17 protein-coding genes and 1 pseudogene are annotated in these 18168 nt (G+C 42.9%); 11 read left to right on the plus strand and 7 right to left on the minus strand.

What is annotated here, in order from left to right; genetic code table 11:
* Positions 1–153 precede the first annotated feature (153 nt).
* Positions 154–768, minus strand: a complete 615-nt coding sequence (locus LC033_RS08455; protein WP_226567834.1) for an acetate uptake transporter — start codon at positions 766–768, stop codon at positions 154–156.
* Positions 769–910: 142 nt separating this feature from the next.
* On the opposite strand from LC033_RS08455, the gene LC033_RS08460 reads away from it, so the two are divergent.
* Positions 911–1732: a uroporphyrinogen-III synthase gene (locus tag LC033_RS08460; protein WP_226567835.1), complete on the plus strand. Its 822-nt coding sequence runs from the start codon at positions 911–913 to the stop codon at positions 1730–1732.
* A 39-nt stretch (positions 1733–1771) separates the two neighbouring features.
* On the opposite strand, the gene uptA is transcribed toward LC033_RS08460, so the two are convergent.
* The 6 genes and pseudogenes from uptA to LC033_RS08490 all read right to left on the minus strand — a co-directional run bounded on the left by uptA (position 1772) and on the right by LC033_RS08490 (position 7161).
* Complete coding sequence (gene uptA, locus LC033_RS08465) at positions 1772–2374, minus strand: undecaprenyl phosphate transporter UptA (RefSeq protein ID WP_226567836.1); 603 nt, start codon at positions 2372–2374, stop codon at positions 1772–1774.
* A 112-nt stretch (positions 2375–2486) separates the two neighbouring features.
* A complete protein-coding gene (locus tag LC033_RS08470; protein ID WP_226567837.1) occupies positions 2487–2729 on the minus strand; it encodes a sugar phosphate nucleotidyltransferase in 243 nt (80 codons plus the stop codon).
* An 8-nt stretch (positions 2730–2737) separates the two neighbouring features.
* Positions 2738–2836, minus strand: a pseudogene (locus LC033_RS17545) (UTP--glucose-1-phosphate uridylyltransferase); the annotation flags it as partial.
* Between the two features lie 361 nt (positions 2837–3197).
* Entirely contained in the window at positions 3198–4544 is a 1347-nt protein-coding gene (locus LC033_RS08480) for a (Fe-S)-binding protein (protein ID WP_226567838.1), read from the minus strand.
* Complete coding sequence (gene glcD / locus LC033_RS08485; protein ID WP_226567839.1) at positions 4541–5950, minus strand: glycolate oxidase subunit GlcD; 1410 nt, start codon at positions 5948–5950, stop codon at positions 4541–4543. Before glcD ends, LC033_RS08480 begins: the two co-directional genes overlap by 4 nt.
* 77 nt (positions 5951–6027) lie before the next feature.
* Positions 6028–7161 (minus strand): CdaR family transcriptional regulator, encoded by a 1134-nt coding sequence (locus tag LC033_RS08490; RefSeq protein WP_312887863.1) that lies wholly within the window; start codon positions 7159–7161, stop codon positions 6028–6030.
* Between the two features lie 125 nt (positions 7162–7286).
* On the opposite strand from LC033_RS08490, the gene LC033_RS08495 reads away from it, so the two are divergent.
* From LC033_RS08495 to LC033_RS08540, 10 genes are all read left to right on the plus strand, one after another.
* Positions 7287–7865 (plus strand): branched-chain amino acid aminotransferase, encoded by a 579-nt coding sequence (locus LC033_RS08495; protein ID WP_226567840.1) that lies wholly within the window; start codon positions 7287–7289, stop codon positions 7863–7865.
* Between the two features lie 112 nt (positions 7866–7977).
* Complete coding sequence (locus LC033_RS08500; RefSeq protein WP_226567841.1) at positions 7978–8784, plus strand: tyrosine-protein phosphatase; 807 nt, start codon at positions 7978–7980, stop codon at positions 8782–8784.
* Positions 8785–8809: 25 nt separating this feature from the next.
* Positions 8810–10366 (plus strand): glycoside hydrolase family 10-like protein, encoded by a 1557-nt coding sequence (locus tag LC033_RS08505; protein ID WP_226567842.1) that lies wholly within the window; start codon positions 8810–8812, stop codon positions 10364–10366.
* A 141-nt stretch (positions 10367–10507) separates the two neighbouring features.
* Complete coding sequence (locus LC033_RS08510; protein WP_226567843.1) at positions 10508–11650, plus strand: acyl-CoA dehydrogenase family protein; 1143 nt, start codon at positions 10508–10510, stop codon at positions 11648–11650.
* A 42-nt stretch (positions 11651–11692) separates the two neighbouring features.
* Entirely contained in the window at positions 11693–13333 is a 1641-nt protein-coding gene (locus LC033_RS08515; RefSeq protein ID WP_376776428.1) for an AMP-binding protein, read from the plus strand.
* Between the two features lie 8 nt (positions 13334–13341).
* On the plus strand, positions 13342–14691 hold the full coding sequence (locus LC033_RS08520) for an acetyl-CoA carboxylase biotin carboxylase subunit (RefSeq protein WP_226567845.1): 1350 nt from the start codon (positions 13342–13344) through the stop codon (positions 14689–14691).
* The gene (locus tag LC033_RS08525; RefSeq protein ID WP_226567846.1) at positions 14688–14903 is read left to right on the plus strand and encodes an acetyl-CoA carboxylase biotin carboxyl carrier protein subunit; all 216 of its coding nucleotides are present in this window, start codon (positions 14688–14690) and stop codon (positions 14901–14903) included. Before LC033_RS08520 ends, LC033_RS08525 begins: the two co-directional genes overlap by 4 nt.
* A gap of 12 nt (positions 14904–14915) precedes the next feature.
* Positions 14916–15824, plus strand: a complete 909-nt coding sequence (locus LC033_RS08530) for a hydroxymethylglutaryl-CoA lyase (protein WP_226567847.1) — start codon at positions 14916–14918, stop codon at positions 15822–15824.
* Between the two features lie 12 nt (positions 15825–15836).
* Positions 15837–16619: an enoyl-CoA hydratase gene (locus LC033_RS08535; protein WP_226567848.1), complete on the plus strand. Its 783-nt coding sequence runs from the start codon at positions 15837–15839 to the stop codon at positions 16617–16619.
* Between the two features lie 18 nt (positions 16620–16637).
* The gene (locus LC033_RS08540) at positions 16638–18161 is read left to right on the plus strand and encodes an acyl-CoA carboxylase subunit beta (protein WP_226567849.1); all 1524 of its coding nucleotides are present in this window, start codon (positions 16638–16640) and stop codon (positions 18159–18161) included.
* Positions 18162–18168: the final 7 nt, after the last annotated feature.

Here is an 18168-nt window from a genome sequence, read left to right on the forward strand (position 1 = left end):
GCTAGCAAACTGGACATGGAAAGGACCATGTCCAGCGTAAGACAACTGATAAATTTTATCAAAATAAGTGAAAACCCCACTTTTACTTGAAGTAAAGGTGGGGTTTGTCTACGGTCTGAGAAAGGCTGATAAAGCCTTTCCTTTTCATTTATGCTATGTAAAAATGCGAAATGGTTGTCCAACCGGAAGCACAGTACGGCCAAAATGCGTATTGAGTACAACGGCTGCAGAACCATAAAACGAAAGAAGAGAAATGATGAGTTCTGAAATGCCTGCAATGGTATGCGTAACATCATACATCACACCAAACGAGCTAAGGGACAGGCCAATGAATAAGAAATCAATAAAGACGAAAATCATAAATAACACTTTATGTGTTTCCATTGCAACGATTGTCATAAATAAGCTAAAAATCAAATAACCAATAAAAGCAAAACCTAGTTGTTTTGGATCCGCAGCTCCCGCAAGCGTTTCCCCAAAAACGCCAGCTTGAATGAGCCAAGTGGTTCCAACGCCCATCCAAAAAAGACCGAATGCACCGAAAGCAGTGGCGCCAAAAATATTACGATGCTTTGAATCTTGTATGGACGCAATAAGCTGTGCGATTCCTCCAAGGAAGATAGCCCAAGGTAAGATAAGGGAAGTGCCATCTGTTATTCCTAGTTTTTGTGAGGACGCAACGAGCGTCACCATTGCCAAACCAAACAAACCAAGTGGTGTTGGGTCTGCAATTGATAATCGAATTGCTTGAACATTCTGTTTTTCCATAATGACCTCCTACAATTTGCACTTACAAAAGATACTCGAATTCGATAGAAACGTCAAGCTCTTTTTTAGTAGACACTTGCAACGTCTACCAAATAAATCTATATTTAATACATATAATTTGTAATAGAAAAAGAGGGATAGAATGAGTAAAGGCTTAGCTGGTAAAACAATTGCCATTTGTGGAACGAGAAAAACAGAGGAAATGCGTACACTTGTTGAAAAGCAAGGAGGACAAGCCGTTATTCGTTCTCTTCAAGGAACAGTGTTTTTAGCAAAAGAGGAGTTACAGCCAGGCATCGAAACCTTTGTGAAACAAGGAGCCGATTGGGTGATTTTAACAACGGGCATCGGCACAGATACATTAATTGAAAGTGCCGAAGAGCTAAATCTTGGAGATGCATTTATGAACATTTTATCAAATGCCCGCATCGCTTCAAGAGGGTACAAAACCTTTGCTGCTTTAAAAAAACGCGGCATTCAGCCAGACGTCTCTGATGAAGATGGAACCGTTCGTGACCTCATCTCAAAGCTTGAAGACAAAGCGTTTCAAGGTAAACGAGTCATGGTGCAGCTTCACGGCGAAAATGCGCCAGCTCTCATCCAGTTTTTACATGATAAGGGGGCAGACGTTTTGCCGCTGTTACCGTATCAGCATACGCCTCCTAAACCAGAGGCTGCTGAAACTTTGCTTCAAGAAATGAAAGAAAGAAAGGTTCATGCCGTCTGTTTTACGACCGCTGTCCAGGTTCATGCCTTTTTCAAACTAGCAGCAAAATGGGGCAGAAAAGAAGAACTGCAAGATCTATTTGAGCATCATGTGATGTCTGTGGCTGTCGGGAAAGTCACATCTGAAGCTTTAAAAGAAGAGGGAGTAGACCGCATTCTTGCCCCGTCACTTGAGAGAATGGGTGCAATGATTTTGGAATTATCCCAATATATGGAAAAACAATCGACACACTCATAGAAAAAACGCCTTTCACAGTATGAGTGGAAGGCGTTTTCGTTAGAGTGTCCGTTTTCGATTCGTGCTGGTTTTTTTCAGTATGAAATACAGAACGATAAGGACGATGGCAATGGCCATAATAGGTGTTGTATAAGCGTGGGCAACACTTTGAATGTGATCCCACTTTGTCCCAAGCTGCATACCGAGATAAATAAATAAGATGGACCAAGGGATCGCAGCTAATCCCGTCAAGAGAACAAATTTGAAAAATGGCATTTTGGCAATGCCCGCTGGAATCGAGATGGCATGGCGTACAACAGGGATAAAGCGTGCTGTAAACACCACACCGGTTCCATACCGATCAAACCAGCGCTCTGCAGTGGCAATATGATGCTCGTGGATGAATAAATATTTCCCGTACTTTTTTAAAAAAGGTCTACCGCCGTAAAGACCAATCCAGTAAATAAAACACTGGGCAAGCGTTCCTCCAATGACTCCAGCAACGACAGCCCCAACAAAACCAATGGTTCCTGTTGATACCATATATCCTCCATAGGCAAGAACAATTTCACTCGGAATGATTTCAATCATCAGTCCAATTGCAACCCCTATGTATCCAAGGCTTGTCAGCCAGGTTAAAATTTCATGAAAAAAGGTTCCCATTTATTTCACTCTGCCTTTAAATACGAATTTCTTAAAACATCTTTATAAGAGCCTATGCTTGTTTTGCTTCTCTCATGAGTATGCTTGGTATATACTCCTCTACTGATTCTTTCTAAAAAACAGAAAAAATCGATGGAGTTAAAAGATACATGCCCATCACGGCTAAATCGGAAGGCGTCTCATGAATGGCTGGCTTTTCCACCAAGTCTGTGACTTCAAACACACGACCTTCTAATCTAGCTGGTCTTATCATACCATACTTCTGACATCTAGACGATCCACTTTCTCTCACCTCTGTTTGTTTGTCTTCATAGACTTCCATGAGCTGAGAGAGGGCGGGCTTGTCTGATACCATTACATCATGTCGACGATAGGCAGCATTTCCTTTGGCTGTGCTTTAGTAGCTGGTAAAAAACGTGTACCTAATCCGGCTGCGGGAATCACGGCTTTTTTGATGTTCATTGAATCAACGCTCCATTTCTGATGGTTTATTTCCTGTTTGAAAGACCCAAACAAGGCTTCCAGTAAAAGAAATAAGGGTGGCACCGCTTTATTAATGAATAATGAAAAAACTTGTAATTATATTGACATATAAGACAAGAAAGGTTAGAAGACATACTTTCCCATTGATCCATTCTCACTTGTCAGCTCTTTTTTCACTTGAACCGTCCATTTTCAATTCCAAATGTAGCTGTTCAGCATCCTTGCACTATAGGAAAGTCATTGTGCAAGGAAATGGAGGACAAAGCAGAAAGCACCTCAACAAATACTTCTTGTGCACTAATAATGCCAAAAATTATCTAAAGGTATGCATAAAAAGCGTTCAGCTTGATGAGCTGGACGCTTCTTTTCCATATTGGACGGCTTCTAATAAAAAGTCAGCTAGATGAACGGCTCTCATGCTGGGCGTGTGCCCTGATCGTTTGATGCCTGCAACCATTTGCAACTGACAGCCTGGATTAGATGTAACAATCGCGGCTGCTGTTGTATGACTTGCTTCAGTCATTTTATGATCTAAAATTTGCATCGACATCTCTGGCTGTAAGATGTTGTAAATACCTGCTGAGCCGCAGCATCGATCTGCATCCTTCATTTCTCTAAACGTCACACCTTTTATTGCTTTCATGAGCACTCTTGGCGCGCTTATTACACCCATTCCATTTCGTAAATGACAGGAGTCTTGGTAGGTGATGACTTGCTCTGGCAAGGCCAATGGCGTGCGATGATGAAACTGAAGCTCCACAAGTATGTCTGATATATCCGTTATTTTCTTCGAGAAGGTTTCACTTCGCTTTTGTAAATTTGGATCATCCTGAAGCAAATGATCGCAATCACTTAAAAAGGCACCGCACCCGCCTGCATTCATGACAATGGCATCTACATCCGTTTCTTCAAATGCTTCAATATTCCGTTTTGCTAACTGTTTCGATTGCTTTTTTTCACCACTATGGCCATGGAGCGCTCCGCAGCACGTCTGTTTAGGAGGGATGACAACGTCGCAGCCTGCCAGCTGCAGGAGATGGATCGTCGCTTCGTTTGTGCTAGAAAAAACCGTGTCCATTAAACAGCCAGAAAAAAATGCCACACGTTTTCTTGTTGGACCAATGGCTTTGTATTCATTCAAACGGCTTTTCTTTTGATGCGGTACCTTTGGGAGAGCATATTCCATCAACTGTAAATGGGAGGGAAGCACCTTCAGCATGCCAGTTTTGCGGGCGGCTGTTTGCAGACCGGATGTTTGATAAAACCTTAGTAACCCTGCGGCTTGTCGCATACGACTTTGTGAAGGGAAGAGACCTTTAAAAACAGCACGCCTCATCAAATGAATAGGGAACGATTGTTTTTTATGCTGCTGAAGGATGTCTCTAGCATCTTCAAGTAACCGCCCATACTTGACGCCAGAAGGGCAGACCGGTTCACATGCACGGCAGCCAAGACAAAGATTAAGCGAATGTTCAACATCTTCACCTGGCTCAATGACGCCGTCTCTTACCGCCTTCATTAAAGCAATTCGCCCCCGGGGTGAATGCGTTTCTTGTTGGCCTGATTCAATATAAGTAGGGCAGGAAGGGAGGCAGAAGCCGCATCGCATACAATTGAGCAGCTCTTTTTCATCCATTTGCTGCTGGAACTTTTGCTGAATTTGTTTGTTTTCAAAAGAAGAGGTCATGAGATCACCACCCGCTTTCTTACTGCTTTTCCAAACACTTTATCAGGGTTCATGATATTTGTTGGGTCCAGTGCCTCTTTAATCGCTTTCATTGCAGCGATTCCTTCTTTTTTGACCTTCAGCTCCAAATAGGGGGCTTTCATCAGACCAACTCCATGTTCACCGGTAATAGTGCCGCCAAGCGACACTGCCTTTTCAAATATGGCCTGAAAGGCTTCTTCCACGCGTTTCATTTCTTCTCCATTCCTTGCATCCGCCGCACAAGTGGGGTGTAAGTTCCCATCCCCAGCATGCCCAAACGTACAGATTTTGACTTGATACATTTGACCAATTTCTTCGATCGCACGAACCATGTTGGCAATCTCAGACCGAGGTACTGTCGCATCTTCTAAAATCGTTGTGGGGCTTAACCGGGCAAGGGCTGATAAAGCGGAGCGTCTTGCCGTTAATAGCGCATTAGCCTCTTCTTCAGAATGTGCAATATTCACTCTTTTTGCCCCGTGTTGCTCACAGACTTGCGCCATTTTTTGTATATCACGTGAAACAGCCTCGGGGATACCGTCCTGTTCGATTATTAACACCGCTTGAACGTCAGTAGGCAGCCCGATTTTCGCAAAATCCTCAACCACTTCAAGGGTAGGCTGATCCATAAATTCTAATGTAGCAGGAATGATACGCTCAGCAATAATGGCAGAGACAGAAGTAGCGGCTTCTTCTAAACTTTCGTATAAACAAAGCATCGTTTGTTTTGTTTCTGGAAGCGGCAAGAGCTTCATCGTTGCTTCTGTGACAATTCCGAGTGTTCCTTCTGAACCAACGAACAATTGATTCAAATCATATCCAGCCACGTCTTTTGCAAGTTTACCACCAGTTTTGATGATGTCACCATTTGGCAGAACCACTTCAAGTCCAAGAACATAATCTCTTGTCACACCATACTTTAATCCTCTTAAGCCCCCTGAATTCTCGTTAATATTTCCACCTAATGTAGAGATTTTCATAGAGCTTGGATCAGGTGGATAGAAGAGGCCTTTTTCCTCTACTTGACGAATAAGCTCCTGCGTAATTAAACCTGGCTGCACCGTTGCGGTGAGGTTTTCTTCATCAATTTCTAATAATTGATTCATTCTTGTAAACAGGATAACAAGTCCTCCTTGCGTCGGACATGTTCCTGCGCAAAGATTGGTTCCTGATCCTCTCGGTACGATCGGCACATGGTATGATCCGCACAGCCTGACAATTTGCTGCACTTCCTCTACCGTGTAAGGGCTCACAATTGCATCTGGCATATGCTGAAAATTAGGCGTCGCATCATAAGAGTAAGCAAGACGATCTGCCTGATTGTCTTGTACATAAGACGCTCCGACGATCTCTTTTAATTTGCTTGAAAATTCAGAATCTAACATGTTCAATCACTCCCACTCATTTGACGTGTCGTTTCTTTCAGTATAAAAAAAGAATCGTCTGATGACTATGGACGATTCTACAAAATATTAGGCTGTTTTACTGGTTTTTTTGTATTATGTTCTAACAGCATCAACGCTAAATAAAAGAGCATCGCATCTTGCATTCGTTTTGGATCAAGTGTGGTTAAATCTTGGATACGCTTTAACCTGTAATGCAGAGTATTAATATGTACATGCATGGCTTCAGCTGCATGTTTCAATGAGTAATCTGATGTCAACAGCATTCGCAATGTTTTCACCAGTTCAGGATAGGGGAGAAGAGGCCCAATTGTTCGATCAATAAACATTTCTTTCGTTTCCTGACTGACTTCCTCGATAAAAAGTTCAAGCGTCAAATCTTCATCAAACACGATCGGCGTATCAGCATGCGCCAATTTTAATGCACGAAAGGCTTGATGAAAGGATTGCTTCATCAAGTGAGAAGCCGCTGGTTTTCCCGCACCAATCAACATCTTCGACGGGTAAACCGCTGCGAGTGAGGCATAAATATGAAAAAGGCGCTGCTGCAATGCTTCACGACCATCCGCAGTTGTTTGTAGCATCAGCAAAAAGCGTGCATGTCCCCAGCGCACAATGATCTCCTGATTGGTGAGGTGCAGCATGGCCTTCATCGCTTTATATTGATCCTGCTTCATAAACGATTCATTCTGACAATCGATCAATACCACAACACGCGGCTGTTCAACATCAATTTGAAGCTGCTTTGCCTTTTCAGTTATATCCATACATGTCTCCGGCAGATGAAGCCAGTCAAACACAAACGCTTCCAGATGTCGTTCATCTGTTTCAGTCTCTTGAAAAAATTCATGTTCTTGAATGAGTAGCTCCGTCATTTTCCGTAAAATTTCACCAAAAGGGGACACATGCAGAGGATTTCCTGTCATCCCAATCACACCAATGACCTTTTGCTCAAAGTAGATTGGCAAATTGATGCCGGCTTTAATTCCTTTCATATGCTGCTCATCCTGCTTTGTGAGGATTCGTTTCTGCCCTTCAAAGAATGTGAGGTATGCGCCTTCATGAAATTGGCCAATGCGCGTTTCATCAGTTGCCGCGATGATGGTACCGTTTGTTTGTGCGATAATGATTTCCTCAGTTAGCACCTTTTTGACTTCGTTTACGATTTTTTCTGCCAGTGTCATTGTGAGCAAAACGTACCCCTCCCAAATGTTTTGTTTTACACTATGATACCATCATATGCCCAGACATATCTTTCTTTTCGTGTGTTATGCTAAAATAATAAATGCAAATGAAGTTGATGAAAGGGGACATAGTCATGTCGTTGCAAAATCGCTTACAATATTTACTAAAAGAAGGGCAACCGCTGACAGACTTTGAATATGAAGAAGCGATGCGTCAAAAGTGGCCCATAGAAGGGGCAAGAATTCAAGAAGAAGCACGCTTCGGCGATGTATATATAGAGCGTGTCGACAAGGAATCAGAGGAAATGATTCAAACAGAAGCCTCATCATTTTTAAACACACCGCTTACATATGTGAAAATTCATCAAAAAGAATTCATTTATATTGAATCGAAGTGGTTTGATGTGGTGAAAGTCGATGGATTAGCCATTGAATGGGATGAAGTATTTCAAACATATACTGTGTTATTCGGATTAAAACGTCCTAAAAAAGACATGGTCTTTCTAAAAGAAATGCTGTCTCAAATGGAAGGAGCCCAGCTTCAATTTAATGGACAAGACGGTTTATTCGATGTAAATATACAGCTTCTTGAGCTGGAGGAGATCGATGAAGATAGTTCTTTGATGGACGTCATATCGGCAGTGTACCGATTTTTGTTCCGCATGATCATGCAGCTTGAGATGAATGAATCAAAAAACGGCTCAAATTCCTGAGTCGTTTTTTACTAATTCCTCTTACATGATCATCGGGTTGTTTCCTTCTCTTTTCTCCTTTTCTATAAAAGCGTATAATAGAGAAAAGATAAAAGAAAGGACTTTAACTTCTATGAATCAGTCAAACAATCAATTTACCAATATTTCTAATTTTAGAGAGGTAGGGGGACTTCAAACAACAGATAAAATGATGATCAAGCAGGGCATGATTTATAGATCCGCGGATTTATCCCGTCTGACGAAACAAGACATCGTGTTGTTCTCGAAGCTGGGAATTCAAACAATTTGTGACCTCCGCTCAACGTCAGAACGTAAATCACACCCATCAAAGATCAAGGAACTGGACAAAATTGTCCATATTCCTATGCAGCCTGACAATATGATGCCAAGCAAACGGACCATGTTTCGTATGCTGACAACAGAAGGGAAATCTCTCTCGTTTACGCCAATAATGAAAGATTTATACCAGCGCATGCTCACCGAGCGTAAAAAAGAGATCCAGCAGGTGTTTACACTACTGTCAGACGAGAAAAATTATCCACTTATGCTTCACTGTACGAGCGGAAAAGACCGTACTGGGTTTTTATCTGCTCTTATTCAATTAACAGCAGGTGTACCGATACCTACCGTTTTAAGTGAATACATGCGTTCAAATGAAGGGGTTCAAATGCTTGTCAAAAGGCAAGAACGTTTTATTCGGATGATGAGTTTGTACCGGGTATCAAAAGAACAGATTCAGCCGCTGCTCGGTGTGCAGCAAGATTATCTTGAGGATGTGCTGAAAGAGATGATGGATACCTACGGAAGTGCAGAGCGGTATTTAATTGAATCCTGCGAAGTACCTGAAGCTCAGCTGAATGAAATGAAAAACATCTTGCTTACACCATCTGCTGGCATTTCATCACCAAACGAAGAATAAACTTCATGTGAGGTGATGCAAAATCATGGTGAAAAAGATCAGTATCATGTTTCTGACACTTGCTTTCATGTTTGTTTTTTTATTCATTCCATCTAGCAGTCTGGCTCGTCCAATCACGAAAAGAAATCTTGAAGGAAGTAAAGAGATGCGCGCGGTTTGGATTGCATCCGTCTATAACTTAGATTGGCCATCAAAGAAAGGACTGCCAGCCAAAGAGCAAAAGCAGGAGTTCATTCAACTGTTAGACGAGATCAAAGCGATGAATATGAACGCCGTTATCATGCAAATTAAACCAACCGCAGATGCTTTTTATCCTTCGGAATTCGGACCGTGGTCAGAATATTTGACTGGGACGCAAGGGAATGATCCTGGGTATGACCCGCTTCAATTCATGATAGAAGAAGCACATAAACGCAACCTGGAATTCCATGCTTGGTTTAACCCTTATCGAATCACAATGAATCATACTGACCTCAGCCGGTTATCAGCCGATCACCCTGCAAGAAAACATCCTGATTGGACCATTGCCTACGGAAATCAGCTTTACTACAATCCAGGTATTCCTGACGCTCAGAACTTTATTGTAGGCGGCATAGAAGAAGTCGTGAAGAATTATGATATTGATGCTGTTCATATGGATGATTATTTTTATCCGAATAAGATTGTCGGTGTGCCATTTCCAGATCAAGAAACGTATGAAACATACGGTAAAAAAGCATTCACACTTATAGAAGATTGGCGAAGACATAATGTAAATCAATTGGTACAGCAGATCAACGACACCATTAAAAAAGAAAAGCCCTATGTGAAATTTGGCATTAGCCCATTCGGTGTATGGCGCAATATAAAAGATGACCCGACTGGTTCAAACACCACAGCTGGTATGACCAATTACGATGATTTGTATGCTGATACAAGGGAGTGGATTCACAAGCACAATATCGACTATGTGACCCCGCAAATTTACTGGAGCATTGGCTTTCAGGCAGCTTCCTATGACGTGCTAGCGAAATGGTGGTCAAATGAAGTGAAGGGAAAGCCCGTTCACTTATACATTGGTCAAGCGACTTATAAAATCAACCAAAACAGTGATCCTGCTTGGTCTGACCCCGAGGAGTATTTTCGCCAAATCGAGCTGAATCGACTCTCTCCACTCGTGCAGGGAAGTATGCATTTTAGTTTAAAGGATATCAATCGTAACCCCTTGAAAGTAAAGGATCGACTAATAAATGAGGCATATAAGAAACCAGCTATCATTCCTGAAATGCCGTGGCTTCAAGAAAAAGTACCAAAAAAACCGATCATCTATTCTGTGAAAAAGAGAGCGGACGGCTCGACTTTACAGATTCAACATGACCGGCATTCTACTGCATCCTATTATGCAGTCTATCGATTGACGAATAAGGGGACATACGAATTACTGCAAACGGTCAGAAAAGAAAAAGGCTCGCTGACAACTGTCAAAGGCCTTTTAATGAATCAGAAAAAAAGTGATACCTACAAAGTCACGGCCCTCAATCGCCTTCACCAGGAAAGCAAACCATCTACCAAAACAGTGAAATATCGAAAAAAGCATGAATGAGGGATTTTCCTTCTTTCATGCTTTTTTCAGTTTCACTTTTTCTACTATTCTTGTTTTAATTTTCTGAATTCAATTATGCTTGGCATGAAGCAGCTCCCTAATTAATAAATATGATAGAAAAGAGCCAAAGGGGGAAGCAAGATGGATTTTGAATTAACGAAAGAACAACAAATGATCCGCCAGATGGTCAAAGAATTCGCTAAAACAGAAATTGCACCGCTCGCTCAAACGATTGATGAACAGGCAGAATTCCCTGTCAAAACATTTCAAAAAATGGGGGAGCTAGGCCTCATGGGCATACCCTTTCCTGAGAAATATGGAGGGTCTGGAGGAGATACGATATCATATGCGCTAGCGGTAGAAGAGATTGGAAAGCAGTGTGCAAGTACAGGTCTTAGCTATGCCGCAGCTGTCTCATTAGGCGCAAGCCCTCTTTATTATTTCGGTACAGAGGAGCAAAAGATGGATCATCTTGTCCCGCTTGCTTCTGGAACAGCAATCGGCTCATTTGGATTAACAGAACCAAACGCAGGATCTGATGCAAAAGGAACAAAAACAAAAGCGATCAAAGACGGACAAGAATATGTGATCAGTGGGGAAAAGTGCTGGATTACAAATGCCAACTTTGCCAGAACCATTATCGTCACCGCCGTTACGAATCATGATGATCACGGCCGTCCAATCATCTCAGCCTTTATTGTGGAGCAAGGTCAAAAGGGGCTATCGATTACAAGTCCATATGACAAAATGGGGGTGCGCGGTTCAGATACTGCTGAAATCATTTTAGACGAAGTGCGTGTCCCAGCGCATCATATATTAGGTGACCCAAACAAAGGATTCAAGCAGTTTTTATATACATTAGACGGTGGACGAATTTCGATTGCCGCCTTATCTGTTGGGATCGCGCAAGCTGCACTTGATGCATCGCTTTCCTATGCAAAAGAAAGAAAGCAATTTGGCCAAACCATTTCATCCTTCCAAGCCATTCAATTTAAGCTGGCGGATATGGCGATGCAAATAGAGCTTGCCAGACAAATGGTATGGAAAGCCGCATGGCTAAAAGATCACGGCAAGCCGTTTACAAAAGAAGCAGCTTATGCCAAGCTTTTTGCGTCTGAAATGGCGACAAAAGCAAGTCTTGATGCGGTGCAAATTCACGGCGGAACAGGCTACATGAAAGAATGCGGTGTGGAACGACTCGTCCGAGATGCCAAGCTGATGGAAATCGGGGAAGGGACATCTGAAATTCAGCGGCTGGTCATCGCAAGACAGCTGTTAGCTTAACGCCCTACTAAAAGCGCTTACTATTTATGAGGGAGGAAAGCAATAATGTCGATTCATCCACAAACGATCGGCTCCCTATTACGAGAGAAAAAGGAGCAACACCCAGCACATGAAGCCATTGTTTATCCAGAACGTTTTTTACGTTATTCATACGAAGCGTTTTATAAAGAGGTCAAGGAAACAGGAAAGGGACTAATGTCATTAGGGGTTCAAAAAGGTGATCATATCGCCATCATGGCACCAAATGTACCTGAATGGCTCATCCTGCAATTTGCCTGCGCCTCCATTGGAGCTGTTCTTGTCACCGTGAATACGAATTTTCAATCACAGGAACTCACTTATTTATTGAAGCATTCTGATAGCAAAATGCTGTTTATAGTAGATGGATTTAAAGAGACATCCTACGTCAAGATGCTTAAAGAGATGATCCCAGAGCTTCAAACAGCGAGGCCCGGTGAGCTCACGTCTGCACCATTTCCTTATTTAAAAAGCTGCGTGTATATTGGCCAAAACAACGTACCAAACGGCATGAGTGGGTGGGACAGTATTCAAACTGCTGCCAAAAGGACCGAGGATCATGAATGGGAGAAACGAATGAATGAGCTAGTGCCTGATGACGTCATAAATATGCAATACACGTCAGGGACAACCGGCTATCCAAAAGGGGTGATGCTCAGCCATACAAATATCGTCTGCAATGCCAGTCAAATTGCAGATTGTATGAAATTAACCCGTAGAGACCGTATGTGTATTCCTGTTCCTTTCTTTCATTGCTTTGGCTCCGTGCTAGGCGTGCTTGCCTGTTTTACAAAAGGAGGAACAATCATCCCAGTTGAATCCTTTCACCCAGAGCGTGTGCTGCACACAGTTGAAAAAGAGAAGTGCACCGTTCTTCACGGCGTTCCGACGATGTTTATCGCAGAGCTTGATCATCCGAATTTTCACCATTACGATCTGTCCACATTACGTACGGGCATTATGGCTGGCTCGCTCTGCCCATCCCATGTGATGAAGGCAGTCATTGAAAAAATGGGACTGAGGGAGCTTACGATTGCCTATGGCCAGACAGAAAGCTCACCTGTCATTACCCAAACAAGAACTGATGATTCATTTGAAAGGCGAGTTCAAACGGTTGGGCGTGCTCTTCCTCACATCGAAGTTAAAATCGTCGCACCAGGCACACCTGATGAAGTGCCAAGGGGAGAGCAAGGGGAACTGTGTACAAGAGGCTATCATGTCATGAAAGGCTACTATAAAAACGAAGAAGCAACAAGTGAAGTCATTGATGAGGACGGTTGGCTTCATACAGGGGATTTAGCTGTGATGGATCATGACGGCTATGTGAAAATCACAGGCCGGCTCAAAGATATGATCATCAGAGGCGGCGAGAATATTTACCCAAAAGAGATTGAAGACGTTCTTTATACGCATCCGGCGATTCTTGACGCACAGGTCGTTGGCATTCCCGATGAGACATATGGAGAAGAAGCGGCCGCATTCATTCGACTGAAACAAGGCCGTACGGTCACGATTGATACATTAACCAGCTACTGTCAAAAGCAAATGGCTCGCTACAAAATCCCGAAATACTTTTTTATTACAGAGGAGTATCCAATGACAGCCTCAGGGAAGATTCAAAAGTTTCGACTGAAAAAACAGGCACTTAATCTAATAAAGGAGTGAAGGTAGCGATGTTTCAACAAGTACTGATAGCCAATCGAGGCGAAATTGCCCGTAGAATTATTCGGACTTGTAAACGGCTAGGGATCAAAACAGTTGCCGTTTATTCAGAGGCAGATCAGCATGCACTTCATGTGCAAGAAGCAGATAGTGCCTATGTTATCGGAGGCGCGAAAGTAGCTGAAAGCTATTTAAATATGGAGGCGATCATAGAGGTAGCCAAACAAACAAAAACAGATGCCATCCATCCTGGATATGGCCTTTTATCAGAAAATGCGGTCTTTGCTGACCGTTGTCGCAAAGAAGGAATTGCTTTTATTGGACCATCTGCACAAGTGATTCAGCAAATGGGAAATAAAATTGAAGCTAGAAAAACGATGGAACAAGCGGGCATCCCAATCGTTCCAGGTGTATCATCACCACTCTATGACGCAGACGAAGGGGTCAGTAAAGCGCAATCACTCGGTTATCCGATCATGCTAAAGGCATCGAGCGGAGGCGGAGGGATTGGCATGCAGCTCGTCCGAAATGATGAGGAGCTATATAGAGCTTTTGAAGGAAACCAAAAAAGAGCGCAAAGCTTTTTCAATGACGGTACTTTGTATATGGAGAAGGTAATTGAGCATGCACGGCACATTGAAATTCAAGTCCTCTTTGATTCCTTTGGCCATGGGGTACACCTATTTGAACGAGATTGTTCACTCCAGAGAAGACACCAGAAAATCATCGAAGAAGCACCAGCGTCCTGTCTCGACGACTCGGTGAGACATCAAATGGGACAAATGGCCCTTGAAGCAGCTAAAGCGATAGGCTATGAAAATGCAGGAACGATTGAATGTTTAGTCGATCAAGATCAACAATTTTATTTCCTAGAAATGAACACAAGATTGCAAGTTGAGCACCCTGTGACAGAAGAAATCACAAGTATTGATCTTGTCGAAGAGCAGCTGAAAATTGCTGCATTACAACCGCTTTCATTTAATCAGGAGGATATTCACCAAATTGGGCATGCCATCGAAGTTAGAATATATGCTGAAGATCCTGTCACATTTTATCCATCACCAGGTACAATCACTAGGCTTTCTACACCTGCAGCCCCATATATACGTCATGAGTCAAGCGTGACAAGCGGGAGCGTCATTACCCCATTTTACGATCCAATGATTGCGAAAATGATTGTTTACGGTGATACCCGAAAAGTCGCAATCGAACGATTAAAAGCGGCATTACACACATATGAAATAGAAGGGATCAAAACCAATTTATCGCTTTTAAGCGAAATGGCCGGATCTTCTGCCTTCTTACAGGGCAGCATTACAACCGATTTTCTGATGAAAAAAAAGGAGGAAAACCGTTCATGAAAACCGTCACGATACAAATGGCCGGAAACTTATGGAAGCTTCTGGTAAAACAAGGTGATGAAGTCCTAAAAGGACAGGAGGTCGCCATCTTAGAGTCAATGAAAATGGAAATTCCAATTGTTGCAGAAGAGGCAGGTGTAATCAGTAAAGTGTATAAGGCAGAGGGTGAATTTGTCGATGAAGGAGAGGTGCTTCTGGAGCTAACAGTATAGGAGGGAAGGCAAATGGCATTACCAAAAAGCGTGCTTATTAGGGAGGTCGGCCCGCGAGACGGACTGCAAAATGAATCAGCTTGGCTGGACACAAACGAGAAGCGAACGTGGATCGATCTGCTCGCAGCAGCCCATCTCCCTTATATTGAAGTCACATCATTTGTCCATCCTAAATGGGTTCCAGCCTTAAAGGATGCCAAACAATTAGCCCAATCCTTAAACAAAATAGAGGATATCACCTATGCAGCACTCATTCCAAATGAAAAAGGCTTAGCCCATTTTTTTGAAGCAAACCTTGATGTAGGCGCTATGTTTATTTCTTCGAGTGAAACACATAACAAAAGGAATATGAATCATTCCATACAAGAAACACTTTCCGTCATCAAACAAATGACTGCGGATTTAAAAGCAGAAAGGCGAAGCACTCGCGTGTATATTTCTACGGTGTTTGGCTGTCCTTATGAAAAACAAGTGCCGATGGACCAAGTCTTACGATTAACTGAGAGTCTACTCTCCTACGGCATTGATGAAATAGCCCTTGGAGACACCATTGGAGAAGCCCATCCTCTGCAAGTAGAAAGACAATTAGACATTTTACTTGAGCGATTTCCTGCTGATAAAATCGCTCTACATTTTCATGATACGAAGGGAATGGGACTTGCAAATATATACACGGCATTAAAGGCTGGAATCACGACATTTGATTCCTCTAGCGGCGGACTTGGCGGCTGTCCATATGCACCTGGTTCTAGCGGGAACGTGGCGACAGAAGATGTTGTGCATATGCTCCAAAAACTTGGGATTGAAACAAAGGTCGACCTTCCTACATTGATCAAAGCGGCAGAATGGATTGAAACAAAGATAGATCGAACGTTGCCTAGTCACTGCTTACGTGCTTTTCACTCTCACACTACTTCATAAAGGATGAATGACATGAACTCATTGGTTCAATTTTCTATACAAGATGGGCAGGTTGGTCTCATGACATTAAACAGGCCTGATCAAGCAAATGCCCTATCCGCTGCGATGCTAGAGGAGATCAATCAAACCATTCAAGCAATCAAACAAGATGAAAGCATCCGCTGTTTGATCATTACAGGTGCTGGCTCTAAAGTTTTTTGCGCGGGAGCAGATTTAAAAGAGCGACGGTTGATGACAGAAGAAGAAGCAAAAAAAGCCGTCCTCACAATTCAACAAACCTTTACAGAAATTGAATCCCTATCTGTGCCTGTCATTGCAGTTATCAATGGACATGCACTTGGAGGAGGTCTTGAGCTTGCACTAGCTTGTGATCTCCGCATCGCAAGAGCCGAAGCAAAACTCGGCCTGCCAGAAACAGGACTAGCTATCATCCCTGGGGCCGGGGGAACACAAAGACTCCCGCGCCTGGTAGGGCTTGGTAAAGCAAAGGAATTCATTTTCACAGGTGCTTCAATACAAGCAGAAGAAGCCCTTCAAATCGGGTTGATTGAACACATCTCTTTAGCTCATTCACTCATGAATGATGCCTTCATCCTTGCAAAACAAATCGCCAAAAATGGACCGATTGCCTTAAAAGAAGCAAAACAAGCGATTCACTCTAGTCTTGATTACGATATACACACAGGGCTGACGAAAGAATACGAGGCCTATTTACGCCTCATTCATACTGAAGATCGAACGGAAGGTCTTCGTGCTTTTCAAGAAAAACGAACGCCTCATTACAAAGGCAAATAGCAAGAAAGGGGAATGGTCATGATCGATGAGTTTGAATTAAAAAAACAGCGAATTATAAAGGGCGGGGCCGAACGATACCATCAAAAGAACAAAGAAAGAGGGAAATTATTTGTTCGTGATCGGCTTCATCTGTTATTGGATAAGGAATCTCTCATTGAAGACGCATTGTTTGCAGAATGTACGGATGAAAATTTACCAGCAGATGGTGTAGTCACAGGAACAGGACGTATGAATGGACAGACAGTTTGCGTGATGGCAAATGACTCTACCGTTAAAGCAGGGTCGTGGGGCGTCAAAACGGTCGAGAAAATCATTAGAATCCAAGAAATAGCTGAAAAGCTCAACTGCCCGATGCTGTATTTAGTGGATTCAGCTGGCGCCAGAATTACAGATCAAATCGCCATGTTTCCAGGAAGAAGGGGCGCAGGCCGCATTTTTTATAATCAAGTCAAGCTGTCTGGACGTATCCCGCAAATCTGTTTACTATTCGGCCCATCTGCGGCTGGCGGTGCTTATATCCCTGCTTTTTGTGACATCGTCGTCATGGTCGAAGGAAATGCATCTATGTATTTAGGCTCCCCGCGAATGGCCGAAATGGTGATTGGAGAAAAAGTATCACTTGAAGAAATGGGCGGGGCGAGAATGCATTGTAGCATATCTGGATGTGGAGATATATTAGCAAAAACAGAGGAAGAGGCCATTCAAATGGCACGTGATTATTTAACCTACATGCCTGCCAACTATACAGAAAGACCAAAAAAGAAAACGGCAAAAGCACCTAGACCATCTAACATCTCCATCCAAGAACTAATACCAAAGGGTCAGAATACCCCCTTCGATATGTATCAACTCATTGATTTACTTATCGATGAAGGATCATTTTTTGAAATTAAAAAGCTCTTTGCCGCTGAGCTCATCACAGGTTTTGGTCGCTTAGACGGTCAGCCTGTTGGTCTTATTGCCAATCAGCCAAGATCGAAGGGCGGTGTGTTATTTCACGATTCGGCTGATAAAGCGGCCAAGTTTATTCAGCTATGTGACGCCTTTCATATTCCGTTATTGTTTCTTGCTGATATACCAGGATTTATGATTGGAACAAAAGTGGAACAAGCTGGCATTATCAGGCACGGGGCGAAAATGATCTCCGCTATGTCAGAGGCAACCGTACCGAAGATATCAGTCATCGTGCGTAAAGCGTATGGTGCAGGCTTATATGCGATGGCAGGTCCTGCCTTTGAACCGGATTGTTGTCTTGCTCTTCCATCAGCACAAATAGCTGTGATGGGGCCAGAAGCAGCAGTGAATGCTGTCTATGCGAATAAAATTGCCGCACTGCCTGCCGAAGAGAGAGCCGCATTTATACAGGAGAAACGCAAGGAATACCAGGAAGATATGAATATATACGAGCTTGCCTCTGAAATGATTGTCGATGGCGTCATCCCATTTGACCGTTTACGAGCTGAACTGTGCAATCGACTACAAGCCTATACATCAAAAGAGATGACATTTACGAGACGAAAACATCCGGTCTATCCGGTCTAAAGGAGGG

Origin of the sequence: Bacillus stratosphericus (assembly GCF_020524495.1) — a bacterium.
Taxonomy (GTDB): Bacteria; Bacillota; Bacilli; order Bacillales; family Bacillaceae; genus Bacillus; species Bacillus stratosphericus_B.